Below are 15,848 nucleotides of genomic sequence, written 5' to 3'. Positions count from 1 at the left end.
ATGGCACCGCGCTGGCCCCGGAACTGGCCGCTGCAACCGATCCCGCGCACGCCGTGGGCCCGGCAGGAGCCCACCTACCGGGAGGCGAAGCCGTCGCTGATCGAGGCCGCGCTCAAGCGGGCCGAGGCGCGGCCGTCGGGGAACTGGTACGTGTTCGCCGCCAGCCGGGACGTGCGCGCCGACCGGCCGTACGGGTTCTCGGTGGCCGGGACCGAGCTGGTCGCGTGGCGGGACCGGACCGGGAAACTGCTGGTCGGGCCCGGAGTGTGCCCGCACCTGGGCGCCCCGATGGCGCTGGGCCGGGTCGACGACGGCGGCCTGCGGTGCCGGTGGCACGGCCTGCGCCTGGACGAGCGGTCGTGCCGCCCCGCCTTCGACGACGGGATGCTGGCGTGGGTGCGGCTGGACCACCTCGGCGGTGAGGAACCCTTGCCGTCACCGGTCGTCCCGGCCCGGCCGTCCGGCGGGGTGGACTCGGTGGCGCGCCTGGACGGGGTGTGCGAGCCGCGGGACATCATCGCCAACCGGCTCGACCCGTGGCACGGCTCGTGGTTCCACCCCTACTCGTTCACGCGCCTGAGGGTTCTCTCGGCGCCGGGCGAGGTCGACGTGGCCGACGCCGACGACCGCTTCGTGGTGGCGGTGACCTTCCGCGTCACCCCGACGCTCGGGGTCCCGGTCGAAGCCGAGTTCACCTGCCCCGGGCCCCGGACGATCGTCATGCGCATCACCGGCGGCGAGGGCGCCGGCAGCGTGGTGGAAACCCATGCCACGCCGCTGGGCCCCGGCCGGGACGGCCGCCCGCGGACCGCGGTGATCGAAGCCGTGGTGGCCGCCTCGGAGCGCCCCGGCTTCCGGGTCGCGCGCGCCGCCGCCCCCGCGCTGCGGCCCCTGATGCGTCACGCCGCCGCCCGGCTGTGGAAGGACGACCTCGCCTACGCCGAGCGCCGCTACCGGCTCCGCGCTCAGGAATGGACCAGCCGCGACGGCCGGTCCGAGGCCGGCCACACGTAGGGCAGATCGTCCGGCACGCCGTCGAAGAACCGCCGGTAGTGCTCCGGATCCTTGTGCAGCAGCGCCGACTGGTGGCTGCGGTGGAACTCCGGGTCGCCCAGCCACGGCGGCATCTCCCCCGCCTCCCGCAACGCCTGCTCGTCCCGCGGCTCGGTGACGCCGACCGCGCGCGCCAGGTCGCCGGTCAGTTTGGTGGCGCACGTGTCGCTGCGCCCGGCCGCGCACCACACCCGGCACACCTCCAGGCCGTAGCGGGTGAGCGCCTCCTCGTAGCCCGTCCACATCTTCGCCGCCGGGTGGTGCCGCCACCCGTAGCCCGGCACCGTCAGCGCCCGCAGCACCTGCAGCGTCTCGACGCGCTGCTTGCCCAGGCGGCGCGCGTCGAGCACCCGCGCGGTGTCGGCGAACCCGGGGTAGGGCAGGAACGTCTGCACGTCAGCCCACCCGCTCGTCCGGGGTCGCCTCGTGCCCGGACACCCCCCGCGTGCGCCGTTCCCGCTTCAGCTCGGCCTCGAACAGGTGCCGCCGCCCGCCGGTCAGCTCCCGCGCCTGCCGTTCGAACGCGCGGAACGGCTGGTAGTAGGTGTCGTCGAAGTCCTCGACCACCTGGAACGTCCACCGCCCCGGCAGCACGTTGCGGCCCACCAGCTCGCGGGCGATGCGGTCGGCCAGCTCGTCGTGGCCGGCCTTGCGCAGCAGCTCCACGGCCTCGCCGACGGCGAAGTCGGTGGTGCCGGTCATGCGGTGGAACTGGTAGAGGTGCCCGCGGGCGACCTCCAGGGTCTCCAGTGCCTCCGTGAGCTTGCCGACCGCCTCGACGGTCGCGCGGTCGTACCGGTCGGCCTCGGGGTGGTCGTCGTCGAGACGGGCGTCAGTCATGGTGGACGGATACCCACCGCGAACCGTTTCACAACCGTTGCTACGTGAGCACGGGTTCGCGTTTCCGGCGCGTGCGCGACACCGCCACCCCGGCCAGGCAGAGCACGCCGCCGGCCAGCGACAGCCAGCCCGGCACCTCGCCCAGCACGGCCCACGCCATCAGCACCACGACCGCGGGGACGGCGTAGGTGGTCGAGCCCATCTTCCCGGCGGTGGTGCGCGCCAGCGCGTACGCCCAGGTGGTGAACGCCAGTGCGGTCGGGAAGACGCCGAGGTAGAGCATGCTCAGGGTGGCCCCGGCGGGGGCGGTCGCGAGGCCGTCGAGGAGCTGCCCGGTGAACGGCAGGCAGACGACGGTGCCGATGAGGCAGCCGAACGTGGTCACCTGCAGGGCCGACGCGTGCTTCAGGGCGGGCTTCTGGCTCACCACGCCACCCGCGTAGGTGATGGCGGCGAGCAGGCACAGCACCACCCCGAGCACCGGCGCGTGCCCGCGGCCGGACATCGACAGCCCGACGACGACGGCGCCGGCGAAGGACACGGCCAGGCCCGCGAGCAGCCGGCCGGGGAAGCCCTCGCGCAGCAGCCAGCCGCCGAGCAGGGCGATCAGGATGGGGCCGACGTTGACCAGCATCGCCGCCGTGCCCGCGTCGACGAGCTGCTCACCCCAGTTCAGGACGACCATGTAGGCGCCGAACCAGAGCACCCCCGCCCCGGCGATGCCCGGCCACGCCTCGCGGCGGGGCAGCCCCTCGCGGCGGATGACCAGGAAGACGAGGAGGGTGAGCGTGCCGGCGGCGAGCCGGCCGAGCGCCAGCGCGCCCGGCGCGAAGTACTCCCCCGCCCCGCGGATGGCCACGAAAGCCGACGCCCACAGGACGACGGTGGTGAGCGCCGCGACCATCGCGCGGCGGTCCATGCTGAGATCCACGGCCCGGAGGTTATGCGCCGGAGATGTCGGTGTCCGGCGATTTTCCGCCACGGCGCCCGACGAGCCGGTCGAGCAGCAGGGGGTTGCCGGGCCAGGCGGCTTCGAGGACTTCGGCGGGCACCCGCCGCGCCGCGTACCGCAGGGCGAGCACCACGACGACGACGTCGTCGAGCGGCCCGATGACCGGCAGGAATTCGGGAATCAGGTCGATGGGCGAGAGCACCCACAACCCCGCGAAGACCACGGCGAGCTTGGCGCCGAGCGGCACGCGGGGATCCTTCCGGAGCCGTCTGGCGGTGGTCACGCAGTCGGGCAGGAAGCGGGCCAGATCGCGGACCAGCCCCGGTGGCAGCAGCTGAGCGAGCAGGAGGAGAAGCCCCCACGAGGCGAGGACAATCCCGCCGGCGATCAGCACGCCCGTGAGCCACCCCGGCACCGACCTGCTCCTTCTCGTGTCCCGCCCGGTCAGCCTACTGGCTCACCCAGCGTGACCGGCCGCGCTTATAGCGCACTGTTGATCACGCGCAGTCACCCACCCCCTTGTCACCCGGCCTGTCCGGATGGGCTACTCTGGTGCGCACAAGAAAAGAGCAAGTCCGAGTGGCGGAATGGCAGACGCGCTAGCTTGAGGTGCTAGTGCCCGTAAAGGGCGTGGGGGTTCAAGTCCCCCCTCGGACACACTTTCGTGGCAGATCTGCCACATCTGGCGTACCAGTGCTTCAGTGCAATCCACCACCTGACTGCGGCATGTAGGCCGCGTCTGTGTGTCTCCTGGCGGTGGTCCTCGTGACCGGCGCCGTGATCAAGCCGGTCATCCCGGCTACTCCTTCTCCGCGCGACGGTCATGCCGCTGTCGGCATCAGGACCGCCCGTCGAACGCTGCCACTCCCCGCAATGGCGGCACCTCGCACGAGCGACGTCGTGTACGGGATGGCGGCGGTGGACTGCCGGGGCCGCGTAGCCGATCGAACGGTGCTGACGGCGCTGTCTTGGGCACCCGGCGACCGCTTGGACATCCGGGAAGCTCACGGCCTCCTTCTCGTTCGCCGCGACGACCACGGCGTGTTCGGCGTGACGAAGCAGGGGCACCTTCGGCTGCCCGCCACCGTTCGCCACCGCTGTGGCCTGGTTCCCGGCGACCGCGTCCTCCTGGTCACCGACTCCAAGCGGGGCCTGCTCATCGTCCACCCGCCCGCAGCGCTCGACGACCTCCTCGCCCATCGCCACACCGAAGTGCTGGACGGTGATCCCGCATGACGACGGCCGATTTGGACGCCGCGCGTCTGCTGCTAGCCCGAATGGGGCTGTCCCCCGAGGACCTCCTCAGTGCCCCGGCAAGTCGGCCACCCGTGCCTACCTTCCACGAGTACATCCCGATCGTCTCGGGCGCGGTCACCGACGGCACCCGCCGGGTCTACGGCTCCTACTGGAACCGCATCGACACCCACTGGGGACACCGCCGTCTCGACGATCCCACCCCATCAGAGATCAAGCAGCTGGTCGAACACGTGAAGACCAACGCCGTACCCCGCCGCAACGCCCGCGGCGGGCGCAGCGCTGGCGAACATCTCATCGCCGCCCTGCGCTGCCTGTACCGGCACGCCGAAGACGACGGCCTCATCGACCCGGCCGACAATCCGGCCACGAAGGTCGCCAAACCCCGCCGCCTGCCCTCCACCCGCCGCGCCGTCGCCGACACCCGGCTGGCCGAGATCAACCACGTCGCCGCCACCACCGGTAACGACCCCGCCCTCGACAGCCTGATCCTGCGCCTGCACACCGAAACCGCCTGCCGCCGCGGCGGCGCACTTGCCCTTCGCCCCCAAGACCTCGACCGCGACCAATGCCTCGTCTTCCTCCGCGAGAAAGGCGAAACCGTGCGCTGGCAGCCGGTGTCGCCAACCCTGATGACCCACCTCCAACAGCACGCCGACCAACGTCACGCCCCACGGGACGGACAACTCCTTCGCTACGCCGACGGCCGGCCGATCACCACCAGACGCTACGACCACCTCTGGACCCGGCTCGGCAACCACCTCCCCTGGGTCGCCACCCAGCAAATCTCCACCCACTGGCTCCGCCACACCACCCTCACCTGGGTCGAACGCAACTTCGGCTACGCCATCGCCCGCGCCTATGCCGGGCACACCGACCACAACAACGACGCCGGAACCACAACCACCTACGTCCGAGCCAGCATCCAAGAAGTCGCCGCCGCGCTGGCGACCCTCACTGGAGAGCCACACTCACTCGCCTAGAGCCACGCGCGCCGTGGCCCTTGGGCGTGAACTATGTCCGCGATACCGCGCTGACCTGCGAAAACATGACTCCTGCAGGTCAGCGCGGTTCGTTCAGGACCGTTGAGGCGCGTTCCGGCCGGTTCAGCGCACAGTCCTGCTCCCGGTTTGCTCCCCACGGTGCTCCCCGAACTAGTTCGAGCGTCGACGGGCTCTCGACGTCGACGAACCGCAGTCGAGGCGCAATAGGCCATCCGGCACGCGCCCTCGGATCTCCCGAGCTGCCCACGCCAGTACCTCGGTAGCCGCGGTCGCCAGCGTTCGGCCTGCGCAGTCAGGGGTTGATAGACACCAGGCGGAGATGGTCTCTACGCGAAGGACCGGCATTGGCCGGCCTTCCACCACTTCCCGGGCTCACTGTTCTAGCCAATCCGAAGACGTGCCGATTGAACTCGTCGTAGGTGAGCTTGAGATTGTCGACGATCGCGGTCACGCCTGAGCCGTTCGCGCGAAGGTGCGCGAGCACCTTCTCCAAGATCTGTGATGACTCGGGCAGGAGGTCGCTGCCAGGTTCGCTCCGGCGGTATCCGCGCTTGGCCAGTTCGACGCATGCGCTCCGATAACCCCACTCGGTAAGCAGACCGAGTTCGCTGAGGCGGTGGGTGAGCGCCATCGCCGACACACGCCACCTGCGACTCGCCCGGATGAGCTGATCGGGGCTGGCGTTGCGCAGGTTGTGCGCGAGGACGTCCGCTCTGGGCATCAGGAACGCGGCGGCGAACCGGTCGGCTTGACGCTCGGCTTCGCGGCCTTGTGCTCGTTCTCGGCCTTGATGCATGACCAGGTGCCCGAGTTCATGTGCCGCGTCGAAGCGCTGTCGTTCTGCGGTCTTGCCGGTGTCGATGAAGATGAACGGCTCGTTCTCGATGTACAGAGAGAACGCGTCGACGTCGCGGACTTCCTGCACCAGTGAGAACACTCGGACGCCGTGTGCTTCGAGCAGATGGACCATGTTCGGTATCGGACGCTGGTCAAGGTTCCATTGGCTTCGGACACGGAGTGCAATCGTCTCGATGTCGTGCAGAGTCGCGTCCTGCGGCAGGTTGAGCGAAGGAACATCGACCGCGGGAAGCCGGTATCGCTCGGCGATCCAGCCGGCGATCTCCCTGGCAATCTCCCCTGCCGCGAGCACGGCGTCGCGCCGGAACGCCGGGGTCTTGGTGAGTGCACGGAAACTCACAGCTGCAACCGGAATCGGGCTGACCTCCGCTTGCATGAAGAACTCGACGGGAAGGCGGAGAACCTCGGCCAGGCGGTCGAGACTCTCCGGTGTCGGGTCCTGGTGGCCCTTCTCCCAGCGGTTGATCGTCTGCGGGCTCAAGTCCGTCATACGCCCAAGCTCTGCCAGCGTCAGTCCGCGCAACTTGCGCGCCAGGATGAGACGTGACGGTGAGACGGACACGTGAGAACTCCGCTCCTCTGCACTAGATCGGTTGGACGTCGATGTCCGGCCCTGCGTCCAGATCATCGTCGGGGGTGATGATCACACTAGTATCGGCGTACGTGTACGGCAGCGGGGGCAGCGGGATCCGCTGATGATACTTCGTGATCTTGTCCTCCACCCGCTCCGCGGGCCTGGACAGTTCCGAGTAGACGACGCCGTCACGGAACGAGAACATGAACAACCACAGCGCGGGCGGCTCAGTTGACGACGGAATGTGCCGCCCTGCCCCTGTGACCTCGAACAGCGGGACCGTGCGAGGCACCTCGTCGATGAGATCGCGCAGCACCGTACGCAGACCCGTCTTGGGCGTAGGACAGGTGCCAAACAGTCCGGTGCTGTCGTCGCCGGCCCGCACCACCACGTAGAAGCCGCGCGAGGGATGCCAGGTCTTGGAAAGGCCGCCGGTCTCATCCTTGTCCCAGCCGGTCTGCTCTCGGAAGCTGATCACAGCCTCGCTCCACTGGTCCTGGCCAGGCGTCTGGGCCGGCGCCAGCGGGCTGGTCCCGTCCCTCTTACGCTGCCCGTTCTCCGCGACCCGATGCAACAGGTCCACCGTGAGATCGAGGGGCTCCAGCTGCTGTGCTGCCCAAGTCAGCCATCCATCGAGGTCGCCGGGGTCAGGCAGGGCGTGCGCATGAGTCAAGCTGCCTCCTTCACTCAAGGCGACTATAGACCAGACCTCAAATGAGGTCGCGTTTATTGCCGACCACGGCGAGTCGCCCTGAGTGGGGCGCCAGCGCGAGGCCCCGCGCCGGACACCGGAAACCGGGGTGCGAGCTGCGCCAGACCACGACAGCAGGGACATCGGGGAGGCAAACCGCCTGCGAGGTCCTGGTAATGACCGCGGCCTCGATTGGTCCCCTGCCCACGCTCGTGCCGCCCGAGGGACTCGGGGCGGCTCTCGTGTGCGGAGCCGCCCCGAGCGGGCTGGAGGTTCCCTGACTGAGTCCAACCCTGTCCGCCGGCCGATCAAGGGCCGGAGGTCCTGCCGCGTCAGGCGCCGATGCGGCCGCCGTCGGTGCGGTGCACGCTGATGACCGATGGGCGGACCAGGTGGCCGGGGCCGTCGGGCCAGGTCGAGCGCGGTTGTTCGACACTGGCGCCGTCGAGTTCGCCCGGGTGTTGCACGGCGACGAGGACACGCCGTTCTTCGATGATGGGGCCGCAGGTCTCCGCGCCGATCGGGACGGTGAGGAACTGCTTGACCTGTCCGCGGTTGGGTCCGTCGATGGCGACGCCGAAGAGGCCGTCGTTGGATTTCAGCGCGTTGCCGTCGGTGGCGATCCAGAGGTTGCCGTGCGGGTCGAAGGCGACGTTGTCGGGGCAGGAGATCGGGCTGACCTGGTCCTTGGGGAACCCGGCGAAGTAGGTGCCCGGGTCGGCCGGGTCGCCGCAGACCAGGAACAGTCGCCAGCGGAAGCTGGTTGCGGCGGCGTCGTTGCCGGACTCGATGACTTCCATGACCTGGCCGTGCCGGTTGCCGGTGCGGGGGTTGGCCTCGTCGGGGCCGGCCTTGCCTGCGGCGCCGCGGTCGGAGTTGTTGGTCAGGGCGACGTAGACGGTCCCGGTGCGGGGATGGGGTTCGACGTCCTCGGGCCGGTCCATCTTGGTCGCCCCGGCCTTGTCGGCGGCGAGCCGGGTGTAGACGTAGACCTCCTCGGCGGTCATGCCGTCGACGAAGGACCGGGTGCCGCTGGCGAGCGGGATCCACTGTCCGGTGCCGTCGAACTCGCCGTCGGAGGGCAGTTTCCCGGACCCGTCGATCTCGCCGGTGGGGCTGTCGCCGGTGAACTTGGCGACGTAGAGTGTGCCCTCGTCCAGCAGCGTGCGGTTGTGCCGCCGGGCGCTCTGGCTGTTGCCCTTCTTGAACCGGTTCTTGGAGACGTACTTGTAGAAGTAGTCGAACCGTTCGTCGTCGCCCATGTAGAGCACGACGCGACCATCGCGGGTCAGGCGCGGTTCGGCCGCCTCGTGCTTGAACCGGCCCAGCGCAGTGAGCTTGCGCGGCTTGGCGGCCGGGTCGAAGGGGTCGATCTCGACGATCCAGCCGTGCCGGTTGACCTCGTTGGGTTCCTGGGACACGTCGAACCGCTTGTCGAAGCGTTCCCATTTGCGTTCGCTGGCCAGGCCGCGCAGGCCGTAGCGCGCGAGGCGGGCCTTGGCGGTGGGGTCGGTGTTCAGGTCGGCGTTGCCGAAGTACTGGTTGAAGTTCTCCTCGCCGGAGAGCACGGTGCCCCACGGCGTCATCCCGCCGCCGCAGTTGTTCAGCGTGCCCAGGACCGTCCTGCCGGCCGGGTCCGCCGAGGTCTTCAGCAGCGCGCTGCCCGCGGCCGGGCCGGTGAACTCGATCGGCGTGGTCGCCGTGACGCGCCGGTTGAGCCGGTGCCCCCGCACCGGGGACAGGCGGCCGTTCCGGCGGTTCTCCTCGAGTGCGACCACGGACATGCCGTGCGCGGCCCAGGCGATCTCGACCTGCGCGCGGGTGGGGTTCGCCGCGTTGTATCCGGCGAACATCAGGACCTCGTCGGTGTACTCGTGGTTGGCGACCAGGATCTTGCGGTCGCGCTCTCCGGGCAGGTCCAGCAGCGCCAGGTAGTCGCAGTTGTAGCCGAACTGGCGGGCCTGCGCGGTAGCGCTCTGCCCGGCCGGGGAGAACTGCGGGGCGCCGGCCAGCACCGGGTCGCCCCAGCGGATGACCACCTCCTGCTCGTATCCCGGCGGGATGGTCACCGCGTCGGCGGTGTTGGGCGCCACCGGCTCGAAGCGCAATCCCGGCGGCACGGCGCCCGGCCCGGGCTTGCCCGCCGTGGTCGCGGCGGCGGATGCGGTGCCGGTCAGCGCGGCCGTCCCGGCGACGGCCCCGGCGGCCAGGGTCATCACCGCGCCGGCGCGCAGCATCGAGCGGCGCGACAGCGCGCCGGTGATGACGTCGCCGAGGTAGGGGTTGTCCGAGGTGTTCGGCGCCGGGTGGAAGCAGGCGTCGCCACAGCGGTAGCGGCACGTCATGGCAGCCCGGCCACCCTCGTGGGAGGCCAGCAGGGGCAACGGCACTGTTCTGTGCCCGGGTTCGGATCGGGGCGCCACGGAACCTCCAAAGCAGTCCATTCGGGAACGAGATCCACCCTGACTAGATCGGTGGATCTCGATCCAGGACGTTAGGCGGTGATCGGGCAATCCCGGCGACCAGGAGATGAACTCCAGGCGAACGCTGCCGCGCCGTCGCGTGCGGCTACGTCCGCGCCGGAGCGGTGGCGGGCCGCTGCTGCCGGGTCCAGGCTTGGGTGGCGACCTGGATCGCGTCGAAGGGACTGCCCAGCGGTGGTGTGTAGGACAGGTCGAGGTCTTCGACTTCCGCGACGGTCATGCCGTGGTAGAGCGCCGTGGCGAAGGTGTCGATGCGCTTGTGCACGGCCGAGTCGAGGTGGCCGGTCATCTGGGCGCCGAGGAGTTTGCCGGTGCGGCCATCACCGGTGATGCGCAACCGGATGGGCCGGGCGCCTGGGTAATACGCTTTGTGGTCGTCGGCGGAGAGGTCGACGGTGGCGGGCTGGAAGCCGGCGGCCGCTGCCTCGTGCTCGCGCAGCCCGGTCCGGGCGATGGCGAGGTCGAAGACCTTGAGCACCTGCGTGCCCAGCGACCCGGCGAAGGTGCGGTGGCCGCCGAGCGCGTTCTCCCCGGCGACGCGGCCCTGCTTGTGCGCGGTCGTGCCGAGCGGCAGGTAGGTGTCGCTGTCGAGGACGCGGTGGTAGGTGTGCACGCAGTCGCCGGCGGCGAAGATACCGTCCACGCTGGTGCGCATGCCGCGGTCCACCGCGAACGCCCCGCGGGCACCGAGGGCGATGCCCGCGGTCTCGGCCAGGGCGGTGTCGGGCCGGACCCCGACCACGACCAGGACCAGGTCGGTGTTGCGGTCGAAGCCGTTGCTGCCGCGCACCCGCAGGCCCGTGCCGTGGCGTTCGACGCGCTGGACCGTGGTGCCGGTGTGCACGGTGACGCCGTGGGTGTCCAGTTCCGCGGCGACCAGATCGCCCAGAGTCGTGTCTACTGTGGACAGCACCTGGGGCAGCTGCTCAACCAGGGTGACGTCGAGGCCGCGGGTGCGCAGGGCCTCCGCCATTTCCAGGCCGATGTAACCGGCGCCGACGATGACCGCCGAGGTCGCCCCGCCGTCCAGTGTGGAGGTGAGGGCGAATGTGTCGTCCATGGTGTGCAGGAGGTGCACGCCCTCGGCCGGGCCGAGGTCGGCGAGCCCGTCGATCGGCGGGCGCACGGGGACGGCGCCGGTGCCGATGACCAGCTGGTCGTAGTCGAGGCGCTCGGTGTTCCCGCGCTCCGTGCGGACCGTGACGATCCGCTCGACCGGGTCGATCGCCAGCGCCCGGGTGTCGAGCATGAGGTCGAGGCCGGCGTTGCCGAGGTCGTCGCGGGTGCGGTGGGCCAGAGTTCGCCAGTCGCCGACCTCCCCGGAGACGTGGTAGGGGATGCCGCAGATGGAGAAGTTCGGGTAGGCGTCGGCCACCACGAGCAGTGGCCGGATCGCCGGGTCGAGTTCGTGGGCGCGCAGGCCGGCGCTGATTCCGGCGTCGCTGCCGCCGATCACGAGCAGGCGGGTCACAGGTGTTCCTCCAGGAGGTCGTTGATGTCGGCGACGGCGGCGCGGGCGGTGGGGCCGACGCCGATCAGGGTGGCGGAGGCGGGGCCGGTCCAGTCGCCGTAGCCGAGCAGGTGCAGCCGGGGCTCGGCGACGGCGCGGGTGCCCGTGGTGGGGGTGTGGCCGTGCTGGGTGCGCAGCCGCAGTGGTACGAGGTGGGCGAGTGCGGGCCGGAATCCGGTGCACCAGATGACGGCGTCAGCGCTGCGGCGGGTGCCGCCCTGCCAGACCGGGCCGGTCTCGCCGAGGCGGGCGAACATCGGGAACGCGGAGAGCGCGCCGGCGTCGCGCGCGGCGCGGACCGGGGGCACGGCGACGATGTCACCGAGGCCGCCGACGCCGCCGGTGTCGGCGCGCCCGGTGTCGAGCGCCTGTTTGCGGCGGGTGGCGATGTCGAACAGGGCGCGTCCGTCGATGTCGTCGGGGAGGTAGCGCGGGGGCCGGCGGGTCACCCAGATGACCTCGGCCACGCCGGTGAGGTCGGCGGCGATCTGGGCGCCGGAGTTGCCGCCGCCGACCACGACGACCCGTTGGCCGCGGAAGGTCTCCGGCGAGGTGTAGTCGGCGGTGTGCAGTTGCTTGCCGGCGAACACGTCCCGGCCGGGCACCGCCGGGATGAAGGGGCGGTCCCAGGTGCCGGTCGCGCTGATGACCGCTCCGGCGATCCACGTTCCGGCGTCGGTGTCGACCCGCAGACCGCCCGGGTGGGGGTGCACGCCGTGCACGCGGACCGGACGGTGGACGGGCAGGTCGTAGCGCTGCTGGTAGGCGCGCAGGTAGGTCACGACGTGCTCGGCCGTCGGATAGCTCTGGCCGGGAAACGGGGGCATCGGCCATCCAGGCAGGGAGCTGTGCTGGGCCGGGGAGAACAGCCGCAGCGAGTCCCAGCCGTGGCGCCAGGCCCCGCCCGGGCCCGGCTGGCTGTCGAGGATGACGAAGCCCAGGCCGGCCCGGCGCAGGTAGTAGCCCGCCGCCGAGCCGGCCTGACCGCCGCCGATCACGACGACCTGGGTGTGGTTCACGCCGCGGTGCGCGCGGCCCAGCGTTTGCGGAGCCAGAGGCTGACGTAGACCAGTGCGACCAGCACCGGGACCTCGATGAGCGGGCCGACGACCCCGGCCAGCGCCTGCCCGGAGGTCACGCCGAACACGCCGATCGCCACCGCGATGGCGAGCTCGAAGTTGTTGCCCGCCGCGGTGAAGGCCAGGGTGGTCGTGCGGGCGTAGTTCAGGCCGATGGCCTTGCCCAGGGCGTAGGACCCGGCCCACATGACCGCGAAGTAGACCAGCAGCGGCAGGGCGATCCGGGCGACGTCCAGCGGGCGCGAGGTGATCGTGTCGCCCTGCAGGGCGAAGAGCACGACGATGGTGAACAGCAGGCCGTACAGCGCGATCGGGCCGACCTTGGGCAGGTACTTCGTCTCGTACCAGGTGCGCCCCTTGGCCTTCTCACCGAGCCGCCGGGACAGGTAACCGGCCAGCAGCGGGATGCCGAGGAAGATCAGGACGCTCTTGGCGATGGTCCAGGCGTCGACGTCGAGCGCGGCGGTGTCCAGGCCGAGCCAGCCGGGCAGGATCTCCAGGTAGAACCAGCCGAGCACGCCGAACATGATCACTTGGAACACCGAGTTGAGCGCGACGAGCACGGCCGCGGCCTCCCGGTCACCGCAGGCGAGGTCGTTCCAGATGATGACCATGGCGATGCAGCGGGCGAGGCCGACGATGATCAGTCCGGTGCGGTACTCGGGCAGGTCCGGCAGCAGCAGCCAGGCCAGCGCGAACATCAGCGCGGGCCCGATCAGCCAGTTCAGCACCAGCGAGGCCACCATGGTGCGCCGGTCGCGGGTGACGGTGTCCAGCCGGTCGTAGCGCACCTTGGCCAGCACCGGGTACATCATCAGCAGCAGGCCCAGTGCGATGGGCAGCGACACGTCGCCGACCTTGACCGCGTCCAGCACCCGCTGCAGGCCGGGGATGAACTTGCCCAGCAGCACACCGGCGATCATCGCGGCGCCGATCCAGACCGGCAGGAACCGGTCCAGGAAGGACAGCCGGTGCAGGACGGCCTCGTCGGCGGCGGGCGTCGTCTCGGTCGTCTGGCTCAACAGGGCCTCCTGGCCTCGGTCTGGTGTCGGGCACGCTCGGCGAGCGCGGCCAGGGAATCCGCGGCGCGCTGGACCGCGTCCGCGCGGAGCCGGTAGTAGGTGAACCGGCCGGCCGGTTCGGCCTCGACCAGTCCCGCCTCACGCAACTGGCGCAGGTGGTTCGAGATGTTGGTCTGCCTGGCGCCGGTGGCATCGACGAGGTGGCACGTGCACAGCGCCTCGTCGGCCAGGAGTTCCAGGATCCGGGCCCGCAACGGGTCGGCCAGCACCCGCAACGCATCAGTATCGAGTGACATCAGTCAAGAATGATACATCAGTGCCGACTGATCCGTGCTCGCGTGGTGGGCGAGCGGTCAGTCGCAGCGGGTGGGGTCCTCGTCGTCGGCACCGGGTTGGTCGCGCAGGGGGCCGCCGGGTCGCAGGAGCTGGTCCATGAGTTCCAGGGGTTCGTGCACGATGCGGTACCAGCTCCAGGTGCCCCGGCGTTCCCGGCTGAGGATGCCGGCCTTGACCAGGATCTTGAGGTGGTGCGACAGCGAGGACTGCGGCATGTCGAACTCGTCGGCGAGATCGCAGAAGCACGCCTCGCCGGTCGGCGCCTGGCGGACGAGGGAGAGCAGCTGGACCCGGACCGGGTCACCGAGCGCCTTGAACAACGCAGCCGCCGCGGCCGCGTCGTCCCCGCGGAAGGACTGCGCCTTCGACGAAGGCAGCGGCAGGCCGGCCAGCGGTACCACCCCGTTCCTGTGCTCCGTGCGCACCTCACCCACCGCCATGATGTCATCATCATCAACGGGGATGAACGTCCGGTGAACGTGGCTCGGAGCCGGGCACGGTGAACCGGTATCCCAGGCCGCGGACGACCTTGATCCACTGCGGGTCGGCCTCGTCGTCGCCGAGGCGTTTGCGCAGCCGCAGGACGTGCACCGACAGCGTGTTGCTGTGGGTCGCGGCGCCGCGATCACCCCACACCGCCTGGAGCAGCTCTTTGCGGGTGAGCACGGCGCCCACCCGTTCGGCGAAGTAGCGCAGGAGCAGGAACTCCATCGGCGGCAGCGGGACGGTCCGGCCGTCCAGCCAGAACTGCGGGACGGCCCCGTCCACCCGGAGCCGGCCCAGGTCGATGGGCAGCGGGCGCAGGTCGACCTGGTCCGGGCGGGGCGCGAACGAGCGCAGCAGCCGCAGCAGCTCCCGCGGCCGGTAGGGCCGCGGGACGACCGCGGTGGCGCCGAGCTCGGTGGCGCGGACGGCGAAGTCGCCGGATCCGGGTCCGGCGGCCGCGACGACGGGCAGGTCGGGGTCGTCGGCGCGCAGGATGGTGAGGAACTCGGCGGCGTCCAGCCGGCCGCCGCCGGGGCCCACGACCACCACGTCCGGGCAGGTCCGCCCGACCTGCAGAAGCGCCTCGGCCGGGTCCGCGCAGGCTTTGACCTCGACCGGTTGCCCGGCCAGGGCGTCCAGCAGCTCGCGGACCAGGTCGGTGTCGCGTTCGACCAGGAGCACGGCGAGGCGGCCGGCGCGCCTGCCGCCGGCCGACAGGCAGGCCCGCCGGCGGGCGTGGAACTGGGAGTTGTCCGATTCCCAGCCTTGGGTCAGCATCCCCGACATCTGCCGTCCTCAGCCGAAGCGGCCGGTGATGTAGGCCTCGGTGCGGGGGTCGTCGGGGTTGGAGAAGATCCGCTCGGTGGTGTTGAACTCGACCAGCTGCCCGATCCGGTTGCCCCGGTCGTCGACCTCGGCGGTGAAGAACGCGGTGCGCTGGGACACGCGCGCGGCCTGCTGCATGTTGTGCGTGACGATGATGATCGTGTAGGTCTGGGCCAGCTCGTCCATCAGGTCTTCGATCTTGGCGGTGGCGATCGGGTCCAGCGCCGAGCAGGGCTCGTCCATGAGGATCACCTCGGGCTGGGTGGCGATCGCGCGGGCGATGCACAGCCGTTGCTGCTGACCGCCGGACAGGCCGGCGGCGTTCTGCTTGAGCTTGTCCTTCACCTCGTCCCACAGGGCCGCCCCGCGCAGGGCGCGTTCCACGACCTCGTCCATGCTCGCCGGCTTCATCCCGGTGACCCGGGGCCCGTAGGCCACGTTGTCGTAGATCGATTTCGGGAACGGATTGGGCTTCTGGAACACCATGCCGATCCGGCGGCGCAGTTCGATCACGTCGACCGCGGAGTCGTACATGTCGACGCCGTGGTAGGACACCCGGCCGTGCACCTTCGCTCCGGGGATGAGGTCGTTCATCCGGTTCAGGCAGCGCAGCACCGTCGACTTGCCGCAGCCCGAGGGGCCGATCAGCGCGGTGATCTCCTTGCTGCCGAAGTCGAGGTCGACCTCGCCGACGGCGAGGAAATCGCCGTAGCTCACGCCGAGACCGCGGGTGGTGATCACACCGTCGGGCTCGCTGTCGGGAATCTCCGGTGCCTTGTGCTGGGAGATCTCATCGAGCAGTCTCCTGCCCTGTCCGTCGGGGTTCACGCCGGTCTGCTCCACTCGTGTTCGGGTCATGCTCGGGTCTTCCTTGTGGTCGA

The 15,848-nt window shown here is 70.6% G+C and carries 17 protein-coding genes and 1 tRNA gene; 4 read left to right on the top strand and 14 right to left on the bottom strand.

What is annotated here, in order from left to right:
- Complete coding sequence (locus L1857_RS19455; RefSeq protein ID WP_249465809.1) at positions 1-1,014, top strand: Rieske (2Fe-2S) protein; 1,014 nt, start codon at positions 1-3, stop codon at positions 1,012-1,014.
- Here the strand turns inward: L1857_RS19455 and L1857_RS19450 are convergent.
- Genes L1857_RS19450 through L1857_RS19435 form a run of 4 tightly spaced genes read right to left on the bottom strand, consistent with a single transcriptional unit; the run spans position 966 to position 3,239 of the window.
- On the bottom strand, positions 966-1,448 hold the full coding sequence (locus L1857_RS19450; RefSeq protein ID WP_094003100.1) for an MSMEG_6728 family protein: 483 nt from the start codon (positions 1,446-1,448) through the stop codon (positions 966-968). The two genes, L1857_RS19455 and L1857_RS19450, sit on opposite strands and share 49 nt — an antisense overlap.
- A 1-nt stretch (position 1,449) precedes the next feature.
- On the bottom strand, positions 1,450-1,893 hold the full coding sequence (locus L1857_RS19445) for a hypothetical protein (protein WP_094003101.1): 444 nt from the start codon (positions 1,891-1,893) through the stop codon (positions 1,450-1,452).
- Positions 1,894-1,933: 40 nt separating this feature from the next.
- Positions 1,934-2,812, bottom strand: coding sequence for a DMT family transporter (locus tag L1857_RS19440; protein WP_249467454.1), 879 nt, complete (start codon positions 2,810-2,812; stop codon positions 1,934-1,936).
- Between the two features lie 22 nt (positions 2,813-2,834).
- Positions 2,835-3,239 carry a YkvA family protein gene (locus tag L1857_RS19435; RefSeq protein ID WP_240323366.1) on the bottom strand — a complete coding sequence of 135 codons (405 nt, stop codon included), beginning with the start codon at positions 3,237-3,239 and terminating at the stop codon, positions 2,835-2,837.
- Positions 3,240-3,418: 179 nt separating this feature from the next.
- Here L1857_RS19435 and L1857_RS19430 point away from each other — a divergent pair.
- From L1857_RS19430 to L1857_RS19420, 3 genes are all read left to right on the top strand, one after another.
- A tRNA-Leu gene (locus tag L1857_RS19430) sits at positions 3,419-3,502 on the top strand.
- Positions 3,503-3,610: 108 nt separating this feature from the next.
- Positions 3,611-4,081: an AbrB/MazE/SpoVT family DNA-binding domain-containing protein gene (locus L1857_RS19425; protein ID WP_240323365.1), complete on the top strand. Its 471-nt coding sequence runs from the start codon at positions 3,611-3,613 to the stop codon at positions 4,079-4,081.
- The gene (locus L1857_RS19420; RefSeq protein ID WP_116113430.1) at positions 4,078-5,082 is read left to right on the top strand and encodes a tyrosine-type recombinase/integrase; all 1,005 of its coding nucleotides are present in this window, start codon (positions 4,078-4,080) and stop codon (positions 5,080-5,082) included. The genes L1857_RS19425 and L1857_RS19420 overlap by 4 nt, the downstream gene beginning before the upstream one ends.
- A gap of 313 nt (positions 5,083-5,395) precedes the next feature.
- On the opposite strand, the gene L1857_RS19415 is transcribed toward L1857_RS19420, so the two are convergent.
- From L1857_RS19415 to pstB, 10 genes are all read right to left on the bottom strand, one after another.
- Entirely contained in the window at positions 5,396-6,523 is a 1,128-nt protein-coding gene (locus tag L1857_RS19415; RefSeq protein ID WP_205413366.1) for a helix-turn-helix domain-containing protein, read from the bottom strand.
- A gap of 22 nt (positions 6,524-6,545) precedes the next feature.
- A complete protein-coding gene (locus L1857_RS19410; protein WP_116113426.1) occupies positions 6,546-7,208 on the bottom strand; it encodes a hypothetical protein in 663 nt (220 codons plus the stop codon).
- 350 nt (positions 7,209-7,558) lie between these two features.
- Positions 7,559-9,571, bottom strand: a complete 2,013-nt coding sequence (locus L1857_RS19405) for a PhoX family protein (protein WP_198958101.1) — start codon at positions 9,569-9,571, stop codon at positions 7,559-7,561.
- Positions 9,572-9,794: 223 nt separating this feature from the next.
- Entirely contained in the window at positions 9,795-11,180 is a 1,386-nt protein-coding gene (locus L1857_RS19400) for an FAD-dependent oxidoreductase (protein WP_094003109.1), read from the bottom strand.
- Positions 11,177-12,238 carry an ArsO family NAD(P)H-dependent flavin-containing monooxygenase gene (locus L1857_RS19395; RefSeq protein WP_116113423.1) on the bottom strand — a complete coding sequence of 354 codons (1,062 nt, stop codon included), beginning with the start codon at positions 12,236-12,238 and terminating at the stop codon, positions 11,177-11,179. The genes L1857_RS19400 and L1857_RS19395 overlap by 4 nt, the downstream gene beginning before the upstream one ends.
- On the bottom strand, positions 12,235-13,320 hold the full coding sequence (arsB, locus tag L1857_RS19390) for an ACR3 family arsenite efflux transporter (protein WP_094003111.1): 1,086 nt from the start codon (positions 13,318-13,320) through the stop codon (positions 12,235-12,237). The genes L1857_RS19395 and arsB overlap by 4 nt, the downstream gene beginning before the upstream one ends.
- Positions 13,317-13,616, bottom strand: a complete 300-nt coding sequence (locus tag L1857_RS19385) for an ArsR/SmtB family transcription factor (protein WP_094003112.1) — start codon at positions 13,614-13,616, stop codon at positions 13,317-13,319. Before L1857_RS19385 ends, arsB begins: the two co-directional genes overlap by 4 nt.
- A gap of 57 nt (positions 13,617-13,673) precedes the next feature.
- The gene (locus L1857_RS19380; RefSeq protein WP_094003113.1) at positions 13,674-14,096 is read right to left on the bottom strand and encodes an ArsR/SmtB family transcription factor; all 423 of its coding nucleotides are present in this window, start codon (positions 14,094-14,096) and stop codon (positions 13,674-13,676) included.
- Positions 14,097-14,109: 13 nt separating this feature from the next.
- Positions 14,110-14,928, bottom strand: coding sequence for a winged helix-turn-helix transcriptional regulator (locus L1857_RS19375; RefSeq protein ID WP_094003114.1), 819 nt, complete (start codon positions 14,926-14,928; stop codon positions 14,110-14,112).
- A gap of 9 nt (positions 14,929-14,937) precedes the next feature.
- Entirely contained in the window at positions 14,938-15,825 is an 888-nt protein-coding gene (gene pstB / locus L1857_RS19370; RefSeq protein WP_094003115.1) for a phosphate ABC transporter ATP-binding protein PstB, read from the bottom strand.
- Positions 15,826-15,848 lie beyond the last annotated feature (23 nt).

This window comes from Amycolatopsis thermalba (assembly GCF_023376025.1).
Taxonomy (GTDB): Bacteria; Actinomycetota; Actinomycetes; order Mycobacteriales; family Pseudonocardiaceae; genus Amycolatopsis_E; species Amycolatopsis_E thermalba.
The sequence above is the reverse complement of the archived record's forward strand: the minus strand, read 5'-3'. Positions and strand labels throughout refer to the sequence as shown.

Bases quoted from the DNA above. Each gene is read 5' to 3' on its own strand.
- L1857_RS19445 (WP_094003101.1), bottom strand. From the start codon at position 1,893: ATGACTGACGCCCGTCTCGACGACGACCACCCCGAGGCCGACCGGTAC.
- L1857_RS19385 (WP_094003112.1), bottom strand. From the start codon at position 13,616: ATGTCACTCGATACTGATGCGTTGCGGGTGCTGGCCGACCCGTTGCGG.
- pstB (WP_094003115.1), bottom strand. From the start codon at position 15,825: ATGACCCGAACACGAGTGGAGCAGACCGGCGTGAACCCCGACGGACAG.
- L1857_RS19455 (WP_249465809.1), top strand. From the start codon at position 1: ATGGCACCGCGCTGGCCCCGGAACTGGCCGCTGCAACCGATCCCGCGC.
- L1857_RS19420 (WP_116113430.1), top strand. From the start codon at position 4,078: ATGACGACGGCCGATTTGGACGCCGCGCGTCTGCTGCTAGCCCGAATG.
- L1857_RS19405 (WP_198958101.1), bottom strand. From the start codon at position 9,571: ATGACGTGCCGCTACCGCTGTGGCGACGCCTGCTTCCACCCGGCGCCG.
- L1857_RS19440 (WP_249467454.1), bottom strand. From the start codon at position 2,812: ATGGACCGCCGCGCGATGGTCGCGGCGCTCACCACCGTCGTCCTGTGG.
- L1857_RS19375 (WP_094003114.1), bottom strand. From the start codon at position 14,928: ATGTCGGGGATGCTGACCCAAGGCTGGGAATCGGACAACTCCCAGTTC.
- L1857_RS19380 (WP_094003113.1), bottom strand. From the start codon at position 14,096: ATGGCGGTGGGTGAGGTGCGCACGGAGCACAGGAACGGGGTGGTACCG.